Source organism: Sphingobium sp. BHU LFT2, from assembly GCF_018604485.1.
GTDB classification, from domain to species: Bacteria; Pseudomonadota; Alphaproteobacteria; order Sphingomonadales; family Sphingomonadaceae; genus Sphingobium; species Sphingobium yanoikuyae_A.
This window is the reverse complement of record NZ_JAFCGW010000004.1, coordinates 149862-171246: the sequence shown is the minus strand read 5'-3', so window position 1 is coordinate 171246 and position 21385 is coordinate 149862. Positions and strand designations below refer to the sequence as shown.

General features: G+C 64.5%; 16 protein-coding genes. 7 read left to right on the top strand and 9 right to left on the bottom strand.

What is annotated here, in order from left to right; genetic code table 11:
- The first annotated feature begins 14 nt into the window (after window positions 1–14).
- The gene (locus tag JQK15_RS10230) at window positions 15–422 is read left to right on the top strand and encodes a MerR family transcriptional regulator (RefSeq protein ID WP_214865352.1); all 408 of its coding nucleotides are present in this window, start codon (window positions 15–17) and stop codon (window positions 420–422) included.
- Here JQK15_RS10230 and JQK15_RS10225 read toward each other — a convergent pair.
- The 3 genes from JQK15_RS10225 to JQK15_RS10215 form a co-directional block, all read right to left on the bottom strand.
- Window positions 404–568: a hypothetical protein gene (locus JQK15_RS10225; protein WP_004211842.1), complete on the bottom strand. Its 165-nt coding sequence runs from the start codon at window positions 566–568 to the stop codon at window positions 404–406. The genes JQK15_RS10230 and JQK15_RS10225 overlap by 19 nt on opposite strands.
- A gap of 299 nt (window positions 569–867) precedes the next feature.
- On the bottom strand, window positions 868–1341 hold the full coding sequence (gene ruvX / locus JQK15_RS10220) for a Holliday junction resolvase RuvX (RefSeq protein ID WP_004211843.1): 474 nt from the start codon (window positions 1339–1341) through the stop codon (window positions 868–870).
- Between the two features lie 6 nt (window positions 1342–1347).
- Window positions 1348–2472: a DUF3089 domain-containing protein gene (locus tag JQK15_RS10215; RefSeq protein ID WP_214865350.1), complete on the bottom strand. Its 1125-nt coding sequence runs from the start codon at window positions 2470–2472 to the stop codon at window positions 1348–1350.
- 171 nt (window positions 2473–2643) lie between these two features.
- On the opposite strand from JQK15_RS10215, the gene gatC reads away from it, so the two are divergent.
- The 3 genes from gatC (at window position 2644) to gatB (ending at window position 6273) form a co-directional block, all read left to right on the top strand.
- The gene (gene gatC / locus JQK15_RS10210) at window positions 2644–2931 is read left to right on the top strand and encodes an Asp-tRNA(Asn)/Glu-tRNA(Gln) amidotransferase subunit GatC (protein WP_004211845.1); all 288 of its coding nucleotides are present in this window, start codon (window positions 2644–2646) and stop codon (window positions 2929–2931) included.
- A 123-nt stretch (window positions 2932–3054) separates the two neighbouring features.
- Window positions 3055–4539: an Asp-tRNA(Asn)/Glu-tRNA(Gln) amidotransferase subunit GatA gene (gatA, locus tag JQK15_RS10205; RefSeq protein ID WP_214865348.1), complete on the top strand. Its 1485-nt coding sequence runs from the start codon at window positions 3055–3057 to the stop codon at window positions 4537–4539.
- 228 nt (window positions 4540–4767) lie between these two features.
- Entirely contained in the window at window positions 4768–6273 is a 1506-nt protein-coding gene (gatB, locus tag JQK15_RS10200; RefSeq protein WP_010337156.1) for an Asp-tRNA(Asn)/Glu-tRNA(Gln) amidotransferase subunit GatB, read from the top strand.
- Window positions 6274–6337: 64 nt separating this feature from the next.
- Here gatB and JQK15_RS10195 read toward each other — a convergent pair whose 3' ends face one another.
- From JQK15_RS10195 to JQK15_RS10170, 6 genes are all read right to left on the bottom strand, one after another.
- On the bottom strand, window positions 6338–6988 hold the full coding sequence (locus tag JQK15_RS10195; protein ID WP_214865346.1) for a hypothetical protein: 651 nt from the start codon (window positions 6986–6988) through the stop codon (window positions 6338–6340).
- A gap of 34 nt (window positions 6989–7022) precedes the next feature.
- Window positions 7023–7685: a hypothetical protein gene (locus tag JQK15_RS10190; RefSeq protein ID WP_196246594.1), complete on the bottom strand. Its 663-nt coding sequence runs from the start codon at window positions 7683–7685 to the stop codon at window positions 7023–7025.
- A gap of 251 nt (window positions 7686–7936) precedes the next feature.
- A complete protein-coding gene (locus JQK15_RS10185) occupies window positions 7937–11152 on the bottom strand; it encodes an autotransporter domain-containing protein (RefSeq protein WP_214865344.1) in 3216 nt (1071 codons plus the stop codon).
- Between the two features lie 102 nt (window positions 11153–11254).
- Window positions 11255–13699: a TonB-dependent receptor gene (locus tag JQK15_RS10180; RefSeq protein ID WP_214865341.1), complete on the bottom strand. Its 2445-nt coding sequence runs from the start codon at window positions 13697–13699 to the stop codon at window positions 11255–11257.
- On the bottom strand, window positions 13683–14612 hold the full coding sequence (locus JQK15_RS10175; protein ID WP_026109295.1) for a FecR family protein: 930 nt from the start codon (window positions 14610–14612) through the stop codon (window positions 13683–13685). The genes JQK15_RS10180 and JQK15_RS10175 overlap by 17 nt, the downstream gene beginning before the upstream one ends.
- Window positions 14613–14667: 55 nt before the next feature.
- A complete protein-coding gene (locus JQK15_RS10170) occupies window positions 14668–15180 on the bottom strand; it encodes an RNA polymerase sigma factor (RefSeq protein ID WP_029547652.1) in 513 nt (170 codons plus the stop codon).
- A gap of 158 nt (window positions 15181–15338) precedes the next feature.
- Here JQK15_RS10170 and JQK15_RS10165 point away from each other — a divergent pair, with 158 nt between their 5' ends.
- The 3 genes from JQK15_RS10165 to glgB all read left to right on the top strand — a co-directional run bounded on the left by JQK15_RS10165 (window position 15339) and on the right by glgB (window position 21343).
- Entirely contained in the window at window positions 15339–16544 is a 1206-nt protein-coding gene (locus JQK15_RS10165; RefSeq protein WP_214865338.1) for a serine hydrolase domain-containing protein, read from the top strand.
- Between the two features lie 119 nt (window positions 16545–16663).
- The gene (locus JQK15_RS10160; RefSeq protein WP_214865336.1) at window positions 16664–19129 is read left to right on the top strand and encodes a glycogen/starch/alpha-glucan phosphorylase; all 2466 of its coding nucleotides are present in this window, start codon (window positions 16664–16666) and stop codon (window positions 19127–19129) included.
- 39 nt (window positions 19130–19168) lie between these two features.
- Window positions 19169–21343: a 1,4-alpha-glucan branching protein GlgB gene (gene glgB / locus JQK15_RS10155; RefSeq protein ID WP_214865334.1), complete on the top strand. Its 2175-nt coding sequence runs from the start codon at window positions 19169–19171 to the stop codon at window positions 21341–21343.
- Window positions 21344–21385: the final 42 nt, after the last annotated feature.

Sequence of the window (21385 nt, the reverse complement as noted above, 5' to 3'; positions counted from 1 at the left end):
TACGGAGTCAAGGCATGAGCATGACAATTTCCGCACTGGCCCGCGCGGGCGATGTCGGGGTGGAGACGGTGCGCTTCTACCAGCGGCGCGGCCTGCTGGATGCGCCAGATCGGCCGGACGGCAGCGTGCGGCGCTATGGCGAGGGCGACGTGCGGCGGCTGCGCTTCATCCGGTCGGCGCAGGCGGCGGGCTTCACGCTGGAACAGATTGGCGAACTGCTGCAGCTTGATGCCGGGCAGGATCGCAAGCGGGCGCGCGAACTGGCGGCCGATCGGATCGCGGCGCTGGATGTGAAGATCGCTGAACTGGAGGCGGCGCGGGCGGCGCTGACGCGGCTGGCCCGGCAATGCCATGCCTCCGATGAAGGGCCGTGCCCGATCATCGCGGCGTTCGAGGACGGCGCTCAGACGTCCTGCGTCTGATCGTCCTGCTTTTGTGCCATCTGTCGGCGCGACATTTCCCGACGCACCGAGTAGCTGGTGGGATCACGGCGAAAATGGTCGCGCATCATGCGCCGCTGTTCGCTGATGATGTGCCAGATATCTTCCGGACTCTTGCCTTCGGTCATCGATCCGTCCGCCCTTTTCCGTTCGACTGCAGGGCAGGGAATATCGCTTTCGCACCGATCAATCCGTGAGCGCGATCACGTAAACGGCGCTTTAATGCTGTTACTTCAGATATATGCAACTCGGGCGGCGCGCGCTGGACGGGGTAAATGTTGGAAATCGCGCGCTTAACTTCGCATATTTCCCGCACATTCTGACATTATGTTGCGTTCCGCTGATCCTATCGGAAAGCGGTGTGGGGTTGCGATGGGAAAGAGCCGCCGGGAATATAGCCGGGCGGCACGCTGTAGGACAGGCGTGCCTATTCCAGCCCGGCGACGAGGCCGTCGATCGCGCCCTGGAGGATGTAGCTGGCGGCGAGCTTGTCGACCAGTTCGTCGCGGCGGGCGCGGCTGGCGTCGGCTTCCAGCAGGGTGCGGGTGACGGCCTGGGTCGACCAGCGCTCGTCCCAAAGCAGCACCGGCAGGCCGATGTCCGCGACATTATGGGCGAAGGCGCGGCTGGCCTGGCTGCGCGGGCTGTTGGTGCCGTCGAGATTGAGCGGCAGGCCGATGACGATGCCCTTGACCTGCTGCTGCGCCATGAAGGCTTCGAGCGCCGGCTTGTCCTTGCTGAACTTGCCGCGATTGACGGTGTAGGCGGGGCTGGCGATCGACCATTGCGCGTCGCACAGGGCCAGGCCGATCGTCTTCGTGCCCACGTCCATGCCGATCAGGCGGCCACCCTCGGGCAGGGCTGCGCGAAATTCCGCGCGGTCAGTCGTGACAAGTTTCATTACGTCTCAGTGTATCTTGGTAAAGGCAGCCAGCCTTTGGCGGGCGTCGTCGCGTACATTGCCCCAGAACAGGCTATAATCATAGACGTGATAATTATTGCCGGGCAGCGTGTAGGGGCCCATGTCGACCGGATCGCCGATCATCAGCACGCCGCTGGTGTCGCAGCGGGCAGGCACGATGCCGGCGACCAGATGGGCCGGCTTGTCGGCGGCGCGGGCGTCGAGCGTGCCGATATTGGCGCTGGCAGGCGCATTGCCGTTGAAGGTGCCGGTGATCGGATTGGTGCAGAGCATGTGCGTGCCCTTGCGCGGCTGGCCATTGAGGCCCTGCTTGCGCTCGAAGCTTTCGACCACGGCGGACGGATCGGCCGGTTCGGCATAGCTTTGCCAGCTGACGATGCAGTGCGATTGATCCCGCCTGGCGCAGGCGGGGAAGCCCAATGCAGGCAGGTCCGCCTCGACCGAGATCGGCCAGCCCACGGCATAGATGGCGGCGATCCGGTCGGCGACCGGCTTGCCCGCCACCTGTTCGCGCACCAGTTGCAGCAGGTGGCGTGACCCCTGGCTGTGGCCGGCGAGGATCAGCGGGCCGGTGGGATTGGCCTTGAGGAAGGCGGCGAAGGCCTGGGTCACGTCGCGATAGGCGGCGGCGAGCGCCTGGTCGCCCTCCGCTCCGGTGGTGAGGAAGGCGCCATAATTGGCCTGGCGATAACGCGGCGCCCAGACATTGCCGGCGGCGCTGAAGGCGCTGGCCTGGCTCAGCACGAAGCGGCGCGCGGTCGCGTTGCTTTCCGCGTCGTCCAGCGGCGCGTTCCAATGGGCATTGCCAAGCGGCGTCACATAGCTGGTCGGATGGATGAAGAAGACGGCGGCCTTCTGCGCGGGCGGCGCAAGCTTGGCCGCGCCCTGCGGCGTCCAGAGCGCGGGATTGTCCTTGGTCTGGTCGGGGCGGGCGATCCACATTTTCGGATCGTCATAGGCGTTGGCGGGCAGGGGCTGGAGCGGCTGGAACGCTTCGCGCGGGACCATGACCGCCCGCATGATCTGCATCCCCCAGATGCGATAGGCAAGCAGCATCGCAAGCACCAGCACGACCAGGCCGGCGACGATATAGAGGAATTTGCGGGCCACTTGCTCTCGTCTCCATCCCTGTGCGGGGATCGCCCCGCCTTCGTGCGGCCTGTCTGGCCCATGCGCGGCAGTCATGCAAGATGGGGGCATGCAAGATGGGCGCATGCAAGATGGCAGATGGTGCAGCAGGACACTTGAAGCGGACTGGTGCGGGTGCTAGCGGCTTGGCCCATGTCGATAGACCTTCAGACCGTGAAAAAGATCGCCAGCCTTTCGCGCATTTCGGTGACGGATGCGGAAGCGGAAGCCATGGTGCCCGAACTCAACAATATCCTTGGCTGGGTGGAACAGCTGGGCGAGGTGGACGTGACCGGCGTGCAGCCGATGACGGCCGTCATCCCCAACCATCAACGCCTGCGCGACGATGTCGTCACTGACGGCAATGTGCGTGACAAGGTGCTGGCCAATGCGCCGCAGGCCGAACATGGCTTCTTCGCGGTGCCGAAAGTTATCGAATGATGCGGGTGCCTCCCCATCCGTTCGCCCTGAGCCTGTCGAAGGGCTCGGCCGACCGCAGGGAGGCAGCTTCGCTTCGCTCAGTAGAGGGCTTCGACTTCGCTCAGCCCGAACGGGGAAAAGAATTTGACTGATCTTACTGATCTTACAGTGGCGGAAATCCGCGACGGCTTCCGCGCGGGCGATTTTTCGGCACGCGAAGTGGCCGAGGGCTTCAATGCCAATGTCGCTGCTGCCAAGGCGCTGAACGCCTTCATCGTCGAGACGCCCGAAAAGGCGCTGGCAGCGGCCGACGCTGCCGACAAGGCCAAGGCCGCCGGCGAGACGCTGGGCCAGCTTGCCGGCGTGCCGATCGGCATGAAGGACCTGTTCTGCACCGAAGGCACCCAGACCACCGCCGCGAGCCACATGCTGGAAGGCTTCGTGCCGACCTATGAATCGACCGTGTCGGGCAAGCTGTGGGCGGCCGGCGCCGGCATGCTGGGCAAGCTCAACCTCGACCAGTTCGCCATGGGTTCGTCCAACGAAACGAGCTATTATGGCAATGTGATCTCGCCCTGGCGGCGGGGCGGCGGCGACAATGCCGCACTGGCGCCCGGCGGTTCGTCGGGCGGTTCCTCCTCGGCCATTTCCGCGCGGCTCTGCCCGGCGGCGACCGGCACCGACACTGGTGGCTCGATCCGCCAGCCTGCCGCCTTCACCGGCATTTCGGGCATTAAGCCGACCTATGGCCGCTGCTCGCGCTTCGGTATCGTCGCCTTCGCCAGTTCTCTGGACCAGGCCGGGCCGATGGCGCGCACCGTGCGCGACAATGCGATCCTGTTGGAAGTCATGTCGGGCTTCGACCCCAAGGATTCGACTTCGTTGGATCTGGCCGTGCCGCAGTGGGAAGCCAATCTGTCGAGCGATCTCAAGGGCAAGAAGGTCGGTATTCCCAAGGAATATCGCCCCGATGGCCTGAATGCCGAAATCTCCGCCATGTGGGATCGCGGCATCGAATGGCTCAAGGACGCCGGCGCCGAAGTGGTGGACGTGTCGCTGCCGCATACCAAATATGCGCTGCCGACCTATTATATCATCGCGCCTGCCGAAGCCTCGTCGAACCTCGCCCGCTATGACGGCGTGCGTTATGGCCAGCGCGACCTGCCCGATGGCGCAGGTTTGCAGGACATGTATGCCGCGACCCGCGCCGCCGGCTTCGGCCCGGAAGTGAAGCGCCGCATCATGATCGGCACCTATGTGCTGTCGGCTGGCTTCTACGATGCCTATTATACCCAGGCGCAGAAGGTGCGGGCGCTGATCGCGCGCGATTTCGAACTGGCGTTCGAAAAGTGCGATCTGCTGCTGACGCCGACCGCGCCGAGCGCCTCCTTCGCGCTGGGCGAGAAGCAGGCCGATCCGCTGGCCATGTATCTGAACGACGTCTTCACCGTGCCGGCCTCGCTGGCCGGACTGCCGGCGATGGCGATTCCGGGCGGGCTGGATTCGGCCGGTCTTCCGATCGGCCTGCAGGTGATCGGCAAGGCGCTGGACGAACAAACCGTGCTGAACGCCAGCCTCGCCATCGAGGAACGGGCCGGCTTCACCGCGCGGCCGAACAAGTGGTGGTGATATGAGTTTCTCGGAACTGTTGGGAGGACTGGTCGATCTGCTCAGTTCCTTCACTGTTTCCGAGAAACGGCGATATCAGCGTAAGGATGATCGGCCAGCCAAGCGGCGGAAGATCGTCACTGCTACCGCAGAAGCGACATCGGATCGTCCCAAGACCAGTCTGTGGGGCAAGGGTCGCCGAAGCAGAGGTCGGATCGCTCCGACAGAAATTGATGGGCAAGAAGCGAAATGACTGAATCAACCTATCGCATCCAGGGCGCAACCGGCGAGTGGGAGGTCGTGATCGGCCTGGAAGTCCATGCGCAGGTGACGTCGAACGCGAAGCTATTTTCGGGTGCCGCGACGGCGTTCGGCGCGGAGCCCAATACGCAGGTCAGCCTGATCGACGCGGCCATGCCCGGCATGTTGCCCGTGCCCAACCGCGAATGCATCCGCCAGGCGGTGCGCACCGGCATGGCGATCGACGCGCAGATCAACAAATGGTCGCGCTTCGACCGCAAGAATTATTTCTATGCGGATCTGCCGCAGGGCTATCAGATCAGCCAGCTCTATCACCCGATCGTGGGCGAGGGGCAGATCGAGATCGTCCTCGACGAAAAGAACCCCGAAGCCAGCACCAAGGTGATCGGCGTCGAGCGCATCCATGTCGAGCAGGACGCCGGCAAGCTGATGCACGACCAGCATCCCACCAGCTCCTATGTCGACCTCAACCGGTCGGGCGTGGCGCTGATGGAAATCGTGTCGAAGCCGGACATGCGTTCGCCTGCCGAAGCAGGGGCTTATCTCTCGAAGCTGCGAACCATTCTTCGCTATGTCGGGTCGTGCGACGGCAATATGGACCAGGGGTCGATGCGCGCCGACGTCAACGTCTCCGTGCGTCGTCCCGGTGAAGAGTTCGGCACCCGCACCGAGACCAAGAATGTGAACTCGGTCCGCTTCGTCATGGCCGTGGTCGAGCATGAGGCGAACCGCCAGGTCGACGTGCTGGAGGCCGGCGGCAAGATCGTGCAGGAAACGCGCCTCTATGATCCGGATCGCAACGAGACCCGTTCGATGCGGTCGAAGGAAGATGCGCACGACTATCGCTACTTCCCCGATCCCGACCTGCTGCCGCTGGAACTGGACGATGCCTTCCTGGAGGAATGCCGCCAGTCGCTGCCGGAACTGCCGGACGCGAAGCTGCGCCGTTATGCACAGGATCTGGGCCTGTCCGCTTATAATGCCGCGACCCTGACCGCCGACGCCGACACCGCCCGCTGGTTCGAGGCGCTGCTGGCGGAAGGCGCGCGCATCCAGAAGAAGAGCGAGGGCGAGGTCGCCAAGGCATCGGCCAACTGGCTGCTGTCGGAGCTGTATGGCGCGCTCAACCGCATTGGCAAGAGCCTTGAGGAAAGCCCTGTAAGCCCCGAGGAAGGAGCCGAATTGCTGGCACTGGTGGCCGATGGCACGATCAGCGGCACGATCGCCAAGCAGGTGTTTGAGATCATGCTGGAAACCGGCGACAAGCCCGGCAAGATCGTCGAGGAAAAGGGCCTGAAGCAGACCAGCGACACCGGTGCGATCGAGGCGGCGGTGGCCGATGTCCTGGCCAAGAATGGCGACAAGGTCGAGCAGTATCGCGGCGGCAAGGAAGCCTTGTTCGGCTTCTTCGTCGGCCAGACGATGAAAGCGATGCAGGGCAAGGCCAATCCCCAGGTCGTCAACGAACTGGTCAAGAAGGCGCTCGCCGGCTGAGGCCGGGTCTCCATGGCCTTTCGTGATTGAGGGGAGCGGCCTGACGGTCGCTCCCCTTTTTCGGTCAGGCCTTCTTCTTCAATGCCATGGATTTGCGGGCATTGTTGGCATATTCCTCGAAATTCTTCTTGAAGACGCCAACCAGCTCATCCAGCGCGGCCACGGCGTCTTCGCCTTCCTTTGCGGGGAAGAGCGACAGGCCATTTCCGCCCCACGCCTTATATTCGAAGTCGATCTTCTGGTCGTTGCCGAAGTCTCGAACCATGAACAATGTCTTGAGCGAGCGGCCATAGATCGCTGCCTTGTGATACAGCACATCTGCGGTGATGAGCTCGGAGTAGCAGGCGGCAGTGGAATCGGACCGGCGCGTCTTCACCTTGTTCATGGTCTTGCGCTCAAGCGGCGCTTCATGACGGATGATAACCGTGCCCGGCTTCAGTTCCAGCAACGTGGCCAGATCCAGCGCCTGGAGTGCGTCAACCTGGCTGGGGCTGTCGAGCGCGCTGGCCATCTGTGCCTTGTTGCTGGCATCCTTGCCGGCATGCAGGGCGGCATCGAGCAAACCGCCGCCAAGCAGGCCGGTTGTCACGGAGGCCATGCGTTCGGCCGGCCATATGTGCAATTCGCAGGCCGGCGACGAAGCCTCGGCCGTCTGGGCCTGGGCGGCACTGGCAAGCGTCAGCGATGCCAGACCAACCCAAATGGTCTTCAACATAATCATTTCCCCCAAATGTCGTGATAAAAGCTGTTTAGTTACGTGTCCTTACCGGGCGGCGCAGATATTCCCCGAATTTCTCGACATCCTGTTGAAACGCCGATTTCAAGTCAGTCAGGGCCGCGCCTTCTGCCTCCGCCGTTTGCGGCGGGAACTGGGTAAGCTTGGTCATGGTCCAGGTGCCGAAGCTGCGTCTCGCCGTCTGTTCCGATCCGAAATCGCGGAATCGGAACAATATCTTGAGAAAACGGCCGGTAACGACATCTTCCTGAAAGATCAGGTCGTCGATCATGAATTCGGCGTAGCAGATCGATCCGTCCGGCCGGATGCGGCCCGAAGTCGAGCGCATCGTCCGGCTGTCGAGAGATTCGTCATGAAGGACCAACTGATGGTCGGGCAGGCCAAGCCATGAGGCCAGTGGTAGCGTAGCAAGCAAGGCGCGTTGGTCGGCCGTGGCAAGCGGATTGGCATTCATGGCCTTGTAGCCTTCGCGTCCCTGGACGGCGCCATTGACGATGCCGCCATGCAGCCAGCCATGATAAACCGAGCCCAGCCCGTTTCCCGGCCAGACATGTAGCTCACATGGCTTCCGATGATCTGTATCTGCCGATGCGGCGTCGGTCTGTGCGTGCGCCGGCGACAATGCCGCAAGCCATATGCCGACCAAGGTCGCGCACAGGCGAGAAATTCCCCCCATTCATCCCCCATTAGGCTCAAGAGCCTGATTCCCCGCTACTTATTCAGCACGGGCCGATGCCGCCCGCAAGAGGCCAATGAAAGGAGAGGGCGCAGAGGGGAGCAAAGAAAAAGGGGCGCCGCTCGGGTGAAACCCATGCGACGCCCCTCTTTTTTGCCTTGGCGTCCCTTGGGGAGGAACATCATGCCGTGGCGCAACTGGCGGACCGGGAGGGTCTGTGGGGTGTGGCCCGCCAATTCCTTATTCAGACGTCACAGGACGAAGTTAACCGTCGCCCGGAATGAGATTGCGACGTGATTTTGTTGTTCTTCCGCACCGAATTCGCCGCCGACGCGGAACGTGTCGGTGCCGCCATAGAGGCGGGCCCGGCCGGTCCAGCCGCTGGTGCGCTTGTCGGCGACCAGGACGAAGTCATCGCCATCCTTGAAATGGGCGACCGTGTCGCCGAGCGATCCGCCGATCAGCTGGCGGCGACCGCCTTCCAGTTCGAACCGCGCCCAGCCATCCTCGCGATTGAGGCTGCCGAAATCATAGCCGGCGGCGATCGTGCCGTTGGCGGTCATTTCGTCGCTGGTGCGGCCATCGACGGTCAGGTTGAACGCGTCGCCACCGCCGCTTTCGCTATAGCCGCCTTCCTTCAGGCGGTAATAGTCGATGCCAATGCCCGGACGCAGGCTGAAGCGGTTGAACTGGAGCTGATAGGAAGCCCCGGCCGTGGCCGAATAGAGCTTGCCCGACCAGTCGCCGGTCGCCTTGCGCACGACATCGTCGAGCGCGAAGTTGCGGGTGCCGTCAAAGTCGATATGCGCCGCCGAAACGCGCGCGAAGGCCTGGAGCGGACCCCAGCTGCCGCGCCAGTGCGCCGCCAGTTCGAACTGGTCGGAATCCGCCGAGCTGTTGGAGCTGTCGCTGGTGTCCCGGCCATGAATATAGGCGAAGGAGCCACCGAAGGCGCCAAGATCGGTCAGATATTCGACGCCGCCGCCCGCGCCCCAGCCATTAATGTCGTAGGAGGCGGTGTCGCCGATGCTCTTGGAGCTGCCGAACGCCACCTGCTGCAGCCAGAAGCCGAGTTTGCCGTCCTTGGTCCTGTAGATGCCGTTGGGATCCGACAGGATGCGCGCGGTCGCCCGCGAGCCAGCGGTGACGGCTTCGAAGGTGCTGCCGGAATGTTCGGGCAGCATCTGGCGCAGCGCACCGTTCAGCGTCTGGCCGTCGGTCACGTCCAAATAGGCGTTGGCCAGAGTGCTGTCATTGTCGAGCGCATTGAAGATCGCCGAATAAGCCCTTGAAAGCGAGCCGGTCAGGCCCAGTTCCGATGTGGTCTTGGCGGCGATCGACAGGGTCACGTCACCGGTCGTCGTGTCGCTGCTGACGCTGCCCTTGAACATATAGGGCAGCAGGGTCGCGCTATCGAGCGCCGGGGTGCCCGACAGCGACGCGGCGCGGACGATGACATAGTCGCCTTCCGATCCGCCGACCTGGGTCAGCGCCACCTTCACCTTGGAACCGCTGGCGAAGCTGGCGGCACCGGCGACGTCATAGACGGTGTTGGTGCCATCGGCGCCGTTGATGGTGACGCCCAGCGCCGAGCCCGAGGACGCGCTGAGCGAGGCAAGCGCGACCGAACCGGTGTTGCTGACAGCCAGCGTGCCGCCGTTCAGCACCAGCGCCATGTTGCCGCTGTTGCTGATCGCGCCGGTATAGCTGGAGGTGCCGTTCAGCGTCATCGTGCCGCTGGCGCCGCCAAAGTCGAGCGCGCCGGTGACGCTAGCGGTATCGGCCAGGGCCAGGGTGGCGCCGGTGCCGGCATAGCTGAGATCGCCGGTCAGGGTCGAACTGCCCGAGAGCGACAGGCTGTTATTGCCCGCGCCCAGGCTGACATCGCCGACGATCCGGCCGGCCGATACCGTCATGACGTCATCGCCCGAGCCGAGCTTGACGTCGCCGACGATGCTGGGCGCGGTCGCGGTCGAGGAGGCGAGTGCCTGGGTCAGCGTCACGCCGCTGCTGTTGGCGCTGAGGTCAATGGCGGTGTTGGTAAGGCCGCCGGTCGCCGAGATGGTGCCGGTGTTGCTGAGGCTGGAGACGGTGCCCGAGGAATCGAGGATCGCGATCGCGCGACCCTTTTCATCATCGGCGGCGACGGCCGCGACGGTGCCGCTGACCTTGACCGAATTCACCTGTGCCCCGGCGTCGATCACCAGGCCGCGCGACGTGGTGTTCGCGAGCGCCGCGCCCGAAGCGGCGACGGTGCCCGAAATCTCGATCGCGTCGCTGGTCGCGCCCGAACCCAGGCGCAGCGCGGTGGCGTTGCTGTCATAGGAGATGGCGGTGATCGATCCGGCGACCAGGACGCCCTTGGCAATGTCGACATCGCCGCCCAGGCCGCCGATCACCATCGCATTGGCATCGACGCCGTCATAGATGCCATAGCCCGCGATCGCGCCACGCACGACCACGCCATAGCCCGAACTGTCGCCCTGGACCACGCCGATGCTGGTGTCGGCGCTGGCCGAACCGATCTGCACCGCAGCCGCCGAGCCATAGTTGATGACCGTGGCGGTGGTTTCGGTGCTGTCGAGCAGGCCGTCATCATCGATGTCGGTGTCATCTTCGTCGTCATCATCGCTGGCGGTCGGCGCGACGTCGAACACGATGCCGCCGCTGACATTGCCGGCGATGACGAGGGCGGGGCCACCCTGCAGCAGGTCGTCGGCGTCGAGCTTGGTGACGTCGCTCGGGCGGGTGGTGGAGCGATAGCCGGTGCTGACGATCGTGCCCTGGATCTTCACTGCGCCATCGACATCGCCGAGCAGGGCGACGGCGGTGCTGTTCGCGCCCTTGGTGCTGATCGAACCGCGGATCGTGGCGTTGCCATCGATATCGTTGGCGACCACGCCATAGCTGTTGTCGCCGGTCACGCCGATCGTGCCATAGGTCGACAGATTGCCGATCAGGGTCGAGTTGACGCGGATGCCGGCGCTGTTGTTGCCTTCGATCGAGATCGTGCCAGTGGTGTCGATATTGCCGGTGTGGGCCGCGCCGGATTCGACCAGGATGCCATTGCGGTTCGTCCCTTTGGCGAACGTGCCGTCAATGTCGCCGTCACTGTCCGTGTCGGTCGCGGTATAATCTTCCGTCAGCGTGATCGTGCCGCTGTTGGTGATGTTGCCGGTGGTGCCGGCCTTGACCAGGATGCCGGTCGCATTGTCGGCATCGTTGATGGTCAGCGAACCCGCGTTGCTGACATTGTTGTTGCTGTCCATCGTGATCGCGGTGCCGCTGGTCAGCGTGATGCTGCCGGCGGAGCTGACCGTGATCGCATCGGCCGCGCCCGAGGCGACGGTGGAGGTCTTGACGGCGGTGGTGGTGGATGAACCGATCGTGGTTTCCGCCGCGGCATTGGTTGCGGTCAGCGCAACCAGAACCGGGGCGATGGCCGTGCAGGCCAGCAAATGTCGCATGATATCTCCTCTGAATGCCGCGCCGTTTGATGGGCGCGTACATGCGGGAGGGACGCCGCCGCCGGGCCGGTTCCGTCAGGAAAAATGCCGGTCGGCGTGATTTTAGAAGGCGAAATCCAGGCCGATGCGCACGGTGCGGGGGCGCAGCGGCGTATAATAGTCGGTGCTCAGGTCGAACGGGGTGCCGAGCGAGAAACGATTACCGTCGCTGTCGAACAGGTTGGTGAGCGAAAGCGAGAGTTCGACCGGGCCGCGGGTGACGGCGGCGGACAGGGCCGTATCGACATAATCGCCCTGTTCCCGGCCCAATATCGGTCCGACGCCCAGGCGCGACTTGCCGACATAGCGGGCCGAGGCCGACAGGTGCAGGCGCATATCGTCGCCCAATGGCGCGCGATAATCGGCAGCGACGCGGCCACCCAGATTGGCGACGTTGGGCAGGGTCAGCGAGCGCCCTTCATAGGAAAGAGCGCGCACGAACTGGGCCGGTTGGGTTAGGCGGCTGTCATTGTAGATGATCGAGCCATCCAGCGTCAGCGGCGGGATCGGGCGGACCACGATCCGGCCTTCGACCGTATAGATGCGTCCATCGCCGATATTGGCGGTGGTGGGCAGGCCGATGCGGTCGGTAACGTCGGCCTGGATATCGCGCCAGTCGGTATAGGCGACATTGCCGCTGAGCGCGACCGTGTCGCGGCCCGGCACGCCCTTGCGGAAGCCCAGTTCCATGGTCGAGATGCGATCATTACGGAAGCTGCGCGCGCGCTGATCGTCGACCGCCAGGCCGCCGGGACGAAAGCCCTGTTCGAACCGGGCATAGAGGGTGACCCCCTTCACCGCATCGCTGAGCAGCGAGAAGGAGGGGAGGAAGATGGTTTCGGAGCGATCGGCCTGCGCCTCGACACGGGCAAGGTCGGCGACGGCCGAAAGCATCGCCACCGGATCGATCGCCTCGCCGCTGAGGCGGCTGTTGGTGAGGCGTCCGCCGACGGTAGCGACCAGCCCCTGGAGCGGTTCGAACGAGGCTTCGCCGAACAGGGTCGCTTCCTTGATCCGGTTGCGCACGCCGGTGGCCGTGGCAGGACGACCGCGACCATAGACCGGGACGCCCGGCAGGATCTCGATCGCCGGTGCGCTCAGGGGGCCATAGCCGGTCAGCGACCGCTGGATGGTCGAGGTGCTTTCCAGATAGGAAACGCCCAGCAGCCAGCCCAGGCCATTGTCGAGGTCGCGCACCAGCCGGTTTTCGGTCGAGAAAAGTTCGACCTTGTTGCGCTGGCGGAACAGGGCCGGCGCGCCGCCCGGCTGGGTCGCGTCATAGCTTTCAGCGAGGACATTGCGGACATAGCCGGTCGAGGAGACGAGGCGCAGGTCGTCCCACTGATGCTCGATCCGCGCATTGGCCAGGATATAGTCGGAATGATAGGGCTGGGCGACGCTGGAGGCGCGTTCCAGCCGGCCGACCTCGCGGCTGGCATATTGCGCGTCGTCGCCCTCGATATGCTGGTAGGCGGTGCTGAGATCGATGGTCCAGTCGTCCGCCGGTGCGATCCGCAGCGTGGCGCGGCCGCCATAGGTGCGGGTGCGGTTGACGTCATCCTTGTCGCGCAGGACATCGTCGATATAGCCGCCTTCCTGCACGCCATAGCCGACGACGCGCAGCGCCACCTTCTCGGCCACGATCGGCAGATTGAGAATGGCCGACAGGTCGCCGCCCGGATCGCCATGCTGGGTTGCCGACACGCCGGTCGAGATCTGGCCGCCGAACTGCGCGAGATTGGGGGCATTGGGGATGATGCGGATGATGCCGCCGAGAGAGCCGGCGCCATAGAGCGTGCCCTGTGGCCCTTCCAGCACCTCGACCCCGCCGACGTCATAGAGGCGCAGGTCGGGATCGGGCGCGGCATAGTTGAGGCGCATGTCGCCCAGATATTGGCCGGTCGTCGCCTGGGTCGGCCCGGCAACGCCGGAATCGGCGATGGCGCGGATGAACAGCTTGTTGCGGCCGGCACCGGCATGGGTGGAGCTGAGGCTGGCGACGCGCGAGAGCAGCGCGGCCGTGCCCTGCGCCGCGTCGGCGGTCTCGAACAGGCCGCCGGTCACGGTTTCGACCATGCCGGCATAGCGGGGCAGGGGAATGTCGCGCTTGGACGCGGTGACGATGATGTCGGCGGGCGGTTCCTGCGCAACCGGCGCGAGTTGCACGGCGGCGGCGGGCGTGGGCGATGGGGGCGGCGCGGCCTTGCGGGCACGCACGATGCGCCAGGTGCTGGCATCGATCTGCCTGGCCTTGGCGCCGCTGCCGCGCAGCAGCTGGGAAAGGGCGCCTGCGGTCGACATCCGGCCCCGGATCGCAGGGGTGGCGATGCCGGCCAGCGACTGGTCCGACATGCCGATGCTGGCGCCGGTTTGACGGCCGAGCGCCACCACCGCCTCGCCCAGGCGTCCCGGAGCGAGGTCGATCGACTGTCTGTCCGCCGCTCGCGCAGGCGATGCGGCCGCTATGGCGAAGGCGGTGACGAAAAGGACGTCAGTTTTGCGACCCATCCCCTTCCTTCAGCAGCCATCCATTCCCCTGTCGGATGGCGGACAGCCCCATCAGGGGCGCGGCAGCGGCGAAGAAACGGGACGGATCCCGTTCCAGCCGGATCGTGCCGGTAAAGCGCATGGCCTGCGCGCCGGGGGTCGCGGCCAGCGTCACGCCCAGCGAGCGGGCGATATCCTGGGTCACGTCGCCGACCGGCGCATTGGCATAGATGAGCTGGCCCTGGCGCCAGCTGGCGACGGCCTGGGGCGCGACGTCCATCACGCGCAGCCCTTCCGCGCCGTCGCTGAGCGCGCGGCCAGCGGGCAGCGAAATGGCTTCGGCCTGCGGATTGTAGATCACCTTGCCCTCGGACACGCCGATGCGGGTGGCGTTGCCGCTATGGACGATGTTGAAGACGGTGCCGGCATCCTCGAACACGGCGTCGCCCACGGTCACGCGGAACGGATCGGCGGCGTCATGGCGCACGGTGAAGGCGGCTTCGCCCGCGTCGAGCGCGGCAAAGCGCGCATTCTTGCGGTCGAGGCGCAGCGTGGTGCCGCCGTTCAGTTCGATCGTCGTGCCATCGTCCAGCGCGATGCTGCGGGTTTCGCCGGGACGGGTGGTGATGCTGTAGATGTCGCTGCGGTTGAGCAGGCCGACCGAGACGGCGGCGACCAGCGCGGCGGCGATCGCGCCGCCACCGATCCAGCGCAGCGGGCGGTGGCGACGTTCGCCGGCATCATTGGCGGCAACAGGCATGACGACGGGTTCTGCCGGAACCATGTCCGCCAGATCTGCTTCGGCCGCCATCAGCGCATCATAGGCGGTCGCGCGGGCGGGGTCGCCCTCCAGCCAGATGGTGAAGGCGTCCCAGTCGTCAAATTCGGGATCGCGCGTGCGGATCACCCACCCGAGCGCCTCCTCGTTCATCATGGCCTGTGCCCTGTTCATTTCTTGCCCCTTGAAGAGCCAGACGCCGCCGATCCGCTCATTCCGTATCCAGACTTTGCTTGAGCGCAAGCATCGCCCGATAGGCCTTTTGCAGATCCTTCTCGACCGTGGTCAGGCTGACCCCCAATTCCTCCGCAATCAGCCGCTGGCCGACCCCTTCTATGCGGAAACGGCGGAACACCAGTTCGACGCGCGGGCCAAGATCGGCCAATATGCCGCGCGCCTGTTCCAGCCGCTGATTGAGGATCATGCGTTCGTCGACCGCCAGATCGTCATTCGGGTCGGCCATCACGCCGCCGGCGCCTTCGGCCCAGTCCTGCTCGCGCCGCTCGCGCCGGGTGGCGGAGCGATAGCGATCGAGCATCAGGTTGTTGGCCATGCGATAGAGATAGGGCAGGGGATCGGCGACCGGCCCCAGATCCTTGGCCTCCAGCTTCATCCACATGTCCTGCAGCAGGTCCTCCGCATCCTCGCCCGCACCGCGCGCGCGCAGGAAGCGCAGCAAAGCAGCGCGGTTCTGGAAGAAGATAGCAGAAAGGCCCGTGGCCATGCCTGTGGTGCGTCCGGTATTGGCGATCAGGCGGGTTGCCATAGAGGCAGGGGTGGGGTCTTGGCAATGGCAAGGCGTTGATGGACCGGTCATGGCCTGAAATCATTTACCTAGTGCGCGGCTTGCTCTAGCTCGGTTTGCCTATGGCAGGAGCGGACATGGCGACAGCGAAGGTGACGGATGCAGCAGCAGCGCGGGCGGCGGGGATGGACCCCGACCGGCTGGACGCGCTGGTCGATCATCTGGACCGGACCTATGTGCAGAGCGGCAAATTGCCGCATATGCAGATGCTGGTGTCGCGCGACGAGGTGCCGTTGCTGTCGGTCAGCCGGGGGCAGGCGCGGGCGACCGGCGAGCCGTTACAGGCTGATGCGCTGTTCCGCATCGCGTCGATGACCAAGCCGGTCACCAGCGTTGCCTTCATGCGGCTGGTCGAACAGGGCAAGGTGGCGCTGGACGATCCGGTGACCGACGTGCTGCCCGAATTTGCCGACCTGCGCGTCGGCGCGGACGGAACCGGGCGGATTACGCGGCCGATGCGGATGATCGACCTGCTGCGCCACACATCGGGTCTGACCTATGGATTGCAACGGCAGACGCCGATCGATGCGCGCTATCGCGAACTGGGGCTGGACGAGTTCCAGCAAAAGCGGTCGTCCGACGAGTTCATCGCCGCGCTGGCCAGCCTGCCGCTGGAATTTTCGCCGGGCGAGCGCTGGAATTACGGCGTGTCGACCGATGTGCTGGGCGTGATCGTCGAGCGGCTGTCGGGGCAGGATCTGGAGACGCATTTTCGTCAGAATATCTTCGATCCGCTGGGCATGAAGGACAGTTTCTTCACCTTGCCTGCGGACCGGACCGACCGACTGACCGATGCCTGGGGGCTGGGCGAGGACGGGTTGCGGCTGCGTGACCGGGGCGCGGCCAGCAGTTGGCGGCGCAAGCTGCGTTTCCGATCGGGCGGGGGCGGGCTGATTTCCGCCACGGCCGACTATCATCGCTTTGCCCGGATGCTGCTGCGCGGTGGCGAGATGGATGGGGCGCGGCTGTTGCAGCCCGAAACGGTGGTGCAGATGCGAAGCAATCACCTGCCCGGCGGCGGCGATCTCGCCAGCATGTCGCAGGCGATGTTCAGCGAAGCCGATTATGCCGGCGTGGGTTTCGGCCTGGGCTTCGCGATGACGCTGGCGAACCAGCAATTTTACTGGGGCGGGGTATTCTCGACCTATTTCTTCATCGATCCGGTCGAACGACTGATCGGCCTGTTCATGACCCAGCATCTGCCGTCCAGTACCTATCCGGTGCGGGCGGAATTGCGGGCCGGGATCGGGGCGGCCATCGTTACGCGACGCGGTCAGCGCTGAGGCAGGCCAAGCCCGCAGAAAGAAGCGGGAAAAGTCCATGCTGCGCTGCAAAAAATGGATTGGCATGGCGAAGCGCGCTGTGCCATCATCCCGGTGACTCATAGAGGGAGATCCCGGCCATGAATCTCAAGGGCGAGACGCAGCTTCCCAAGCCGGCACCCCGGCAGGTTGACCCGCAGATTCTGGCCCATGAGATTGTCGAGCGATTGACCTATCGCATCGGCAAGGATGCCAAGGCAGCCAAGCCGCATGACTGGCTGCATGCCGTCATCCTTTCGATCCGGGACCGGGTGATCGACGCCTGGATCGAGTCCACCCACAAGACCTATGAGGAACAGGGGCGCCGGGTCTATTATCTGAGCCTGGAATTCCTGATCGGCCGGCTGATGCGCGATGCCGCGTCCAACATGGAAATGCTGGACGATTTGCAGGCCGCGCTCGACTCGCTGGGTGTCGACCTGGACCTGATCGCCGCGCTGGAGCCGGATGCGGCGCTGGGCAATGGCGGCCTGGGGCGCCTCGCCGCCTGCTTCATGGAGAGCATGGCGACGGTCGACATCCCCGCTTATGGCTATGGCATCCGCTATGTGAACGGCATGTTCCGGCAGGAGATCAGCGACGGCTGGCAGGTGGAACTGCCGGAAAACTGGCTGGCGCACGGCAACCCCTGGGAGTTCGAGCGGCGCGAGGCGAGTTACGAGGTCGGGTTTGGCGGGCGCGTCGATCCGGCCGAGTGCGAGAATTGCGGCCCCTATCAGATGAGCTGGCGTCCGGCCGAACGGGTGATCGCCACCCCCTATGACACGCCGATCGCCGGCTGGCGCGGCAAGCGGGTCAATACGTTGCGCCTGTGGGAGGCGCAGCCGATCGACCCGATCCTGCTCGACAAGTTCAATGCCGGCGACCATTTGGGCGCGCTGTCCGAAAGCAACCGGGCCGAGGCGCTGACCCGCGTCCTCTATCCCGCCGACAGTTCGCCGGCGGGGCAGGAATTGCGGCTGCGGCAGGAATATTTCTTCTCCTCCGCCTCGCTGCAGGACATTGTCCGGCGGCATATCCAATATTTCGGCGATGTCCGCACCCTGCCGGACAAGGCGGCGATCCAGCTCAACGATACCCATCCAGCGGTGTCGGTGGCGGAGCTGATGCGCATCCTGGTCGACGAGCATGGGCTGGATTTCGACGAGGGTTGGGACATTGTTCGCCGCACCTTCGGCTATACCAACCACACATTGTTGCCCGAGGCGCTGGAAAGCTGGCCGGTGCCCTTGTTCGAGCGGCTGCTGCCCAGGCACATGCAGATCGTCTATGCCATCAATAGCCGCTTGCTGGGCGAGGCGCGCAAGTCCGGCCAGTTCGACGATCATGCGATCGGCACCATTTCGCTGATCGACGAGGGCGGCGAGCGGCGGGTGCGGACGGGCAATCTGGCCTTTGCCGGATCGCACAGCGTCAACGGCGTGTCGGCGCTGCATACCGACCTGATGAAGGTCACGGTCTTTGCCGACCTGCACAAGCTCTATCCCGCGCGGATCAACAACAAGACCAACGGCGTCACCTTCCGTCGCTGGCTGATGCAGTGCAATCACGGCCTGTTCGAACTGATCCGCGAGGCGATCGGCGACCGCTTCATGGACGATGCCGAGGCGCTGCGCGAGCTTGACAATTTCGCCGACGACACCGCCTTCCAGGAGCGGTTCCTGGCAGTGAAGCGCTTCAACAAGGTCGCGCTGGCCGACCTGCTGCGCAAGCGGATCAATGCGCGGATCGACGCCGATGCGCTGTTCGATATCCAGATCAAGCGCATCCATGAATATAAGCGACAGCTGCTCAACATCATCGAGGCGGTGGCGCTCTATGACCAGATCCGTTCTCACCCGGAAAAGGACTGGGTACCGCGGGTCAAGCTGTTCGGCGGCAAGGCAGCGCCCAGCTACCATAATGCCAAGCTGATCATAAAGCTGGCGGGCGACGTGGCCCGCGCGATCAATCATGATCCGTCGGTGCAGGGACTGCTGAAGGTGCAGTTCGTGCCCAATTACAATGTCTCCATGGCCGAGATGATGATCCCGGCCGCCGATCTGTCGGAACAGATTTCGACCGCCGGCATGGAGGCGTCGGGCACCGGCAACATGAAGTTCGCGGTCAACGGCGCGCTGACCATCGGTACGCTGGACGGCGCCAATGTCGAGATGCGCGACCATGTCGGCGAGGATAATATCGTGATCTTCGGCCTGACCGCGGCCGAGGTGAACCAGCGCCGGGCCGAAGGCTATAATCCGCGCGCGGTGATCGAACAGAGCCGGGAACTAGGACAGGCGCTCAATGCCATTGCCAGCGGCGTCTTCTCGCCCGACGACCCCAATCGCTACAAGGATCTGATCCAGGGCATTTATGACCATGACTGGTTCATGGTGGCGGCCGATTTCGACAGCTATGCCGCCGCCCAGCGGCGGGTCGATGGCATCTGGCAGGATCAGGCATTGTGGGCGAAGAAGGCGATCCACAATGTCGCGCGCATGGGCTGGTTCTCGTCCGACCGGACGATCCGCGAATATGCCGCCGACATCTGGAACATGGGATGATAAGAATGGCCGCTATCGGCGGAGACGGGAGATAGGAGCGTGCTGACGCCGGAGCAGATCGACCGGCTGGTCGAAGGGCGGGATGCCGATCCCTTCGCGACGCTTGGCGTGCACCCGGCCGATCCTGACAGCGGCAAAGCCGGTTTTACCGCCTGTGTGCTGCTGCCCGACGCCGTCAGCGTCAGCGCGCAGACGTTGGATGGCAAGCCGGTCGGCGAACTGGCGCTGATCCATCCGGCCGGGTTGTTCGAGGGCAAGGTCAAGATCCGCAAGCGCCAGCCGCTGCGCTATGAAGCGCAATATGCCGATGGCGGCCGCTATGCGACGATCGACCCTTATGGCTTTGGCCCGGTGCTGGGGCCGATGGACGATTATTATTTCGCCGAAGGATCGCACAAGCGGCTGTTCGAGAAGCTGGGCGCGCATCCGATGGAGCATGAGGGGGTAGCCGGCACCCATTTCGCGGTCTGGGCGCCCAATGCCCGGCGCGTGTCGGTGGTCGGCGACTTCAACCGCTGGGACGGGCGGCGCGCGGCGATGCGGCACCGACAGGATGCGGGCGTATGGGAAATCTTCCTGCCCGAAGTCGGCATCGGCCAGCCCTACAAGTTCGAGATTGTCGGGCCGGACGGCGTGGTGCTGCCGCTCAAGGCTGATCCCTTCGCCTTTCGCTCGGAACTGCGCCCGTCGACCGCGTCGATCGTCAACGGTCCGCCGGCGCATATATGGGGCGATGCGGATCACCGCGACCATTGGCAGAAGGCCGATGCGCGACGCCAGCCCATCTCCATCTACGAGGTGCATGCCGGGTCATGGCAGCGCGACGGAAATGGCGATTTCCTGCACTGGGATGCGCTGGCCGAGCGGCTGATCCCCTATGTCGTCGGCATGGGTTTCACCCATATCGAGTTCCTGCCGATCAGCGAATTTCCCTATGATCCGAGCTGGGGCTACCAGACGCTGGGCCTTTATGCGCCGACCGCGCGCTTTGGCGATCCGGCGGGCTTTGCCCGCTTCGTCGATGGTGCGCACCGGGCGGGGATCGGCGTCCTTCTCGATTGGGTGCCGGCGCATTTTCCGACCGACGAGCATGGCCTTGCCCGGTTCGACGGCACCGCGCTTTATGAACATGCCGATCCGCGCAAGGGGTTCCAGCCGGACTGGAACACGGCGATCTACAATTTCGGCCGGCGCGAAGTGGCGGAATATCTGACCAACAATGCGCTCTTCTGGGCCGAGCGCTATCATATCGACGGGCTGCGGGTCGATGCGGTCGCGTCGATGCTCTACCTCGATTATTCGCGAAAGCCCGGCGAATGGATCCCCAACGACCATGGCGGGCGGGAGAATGTGGAGGCGGTCGCCTTCCTCCAGGGGATGAACAAGGCGCTCTATGCGGATTCTCCCGGCGTGATGACGATCGCCGAGGAATCGACCAGCTGGCCGCAGGTGTCGGCGCCGGTGCATCAGGGTGGCCTTGGCTTCGGTTTCAAATGGAATATGGGTTTCATGCACGACACGCTGCGCTATCTGGCGCGCGAGCCGGTGCATCGGCAGCATCATCATGACGACATCACCTTCGGCCTGCTCTATGCCTTCAGCGAGAATTTCGTGCTGGCGCTGAGCCATGACGAGGTGGTGCATGGCAAATCGTCGCTGCTGCACAAGATGGCGGGCGACGACTGGCAGAAATTCGCGACGCTGCGGGCTTATTATGCCTTCATGTGGGGCTATCCCGGCAAGAAGCTGCTGTTCATGGGCCAGGAATTCGCCCAGCGCGCCGAGTGGAGCGAGCAGCGGGCGCTCGACTGGAACCTGGTCGATCATGCGCCCCATCAGGGCGTGCAAATGCTGGTCGGCGACCTCAACCGTCTCTATCGCTCGCGGCCGGCATTGCATGCGCGCGATTGCGAGGCGGAGGGGTTTGAATGGGTGCTGGTCGACGGCGCAGCGGACAGCGTCTTTGCCTGGCAACGGCGGGCTCCGGGCCACAAGCCGATTGTCGTCATCAGCCATTTCACGCCGGTGCTGCGCCATGGCTATCGCATGCGGCTGCCCGTGGGCGGTCGCTGGCGCGAGATACTCAATAGCGATGCGTGCGAATATGGCGGCAGCGGAGCCGGCAATATGGGCCTGGTCGAGGCCGATGAGAGCGGATGGGCGAACATAACCATCCCGCCCTTCGGAACCTTGATGCTGGAACTGGACTATTGATACCGAGGAACGCGTGCAGGCGGTCGCGGGCATGAGAGAGGA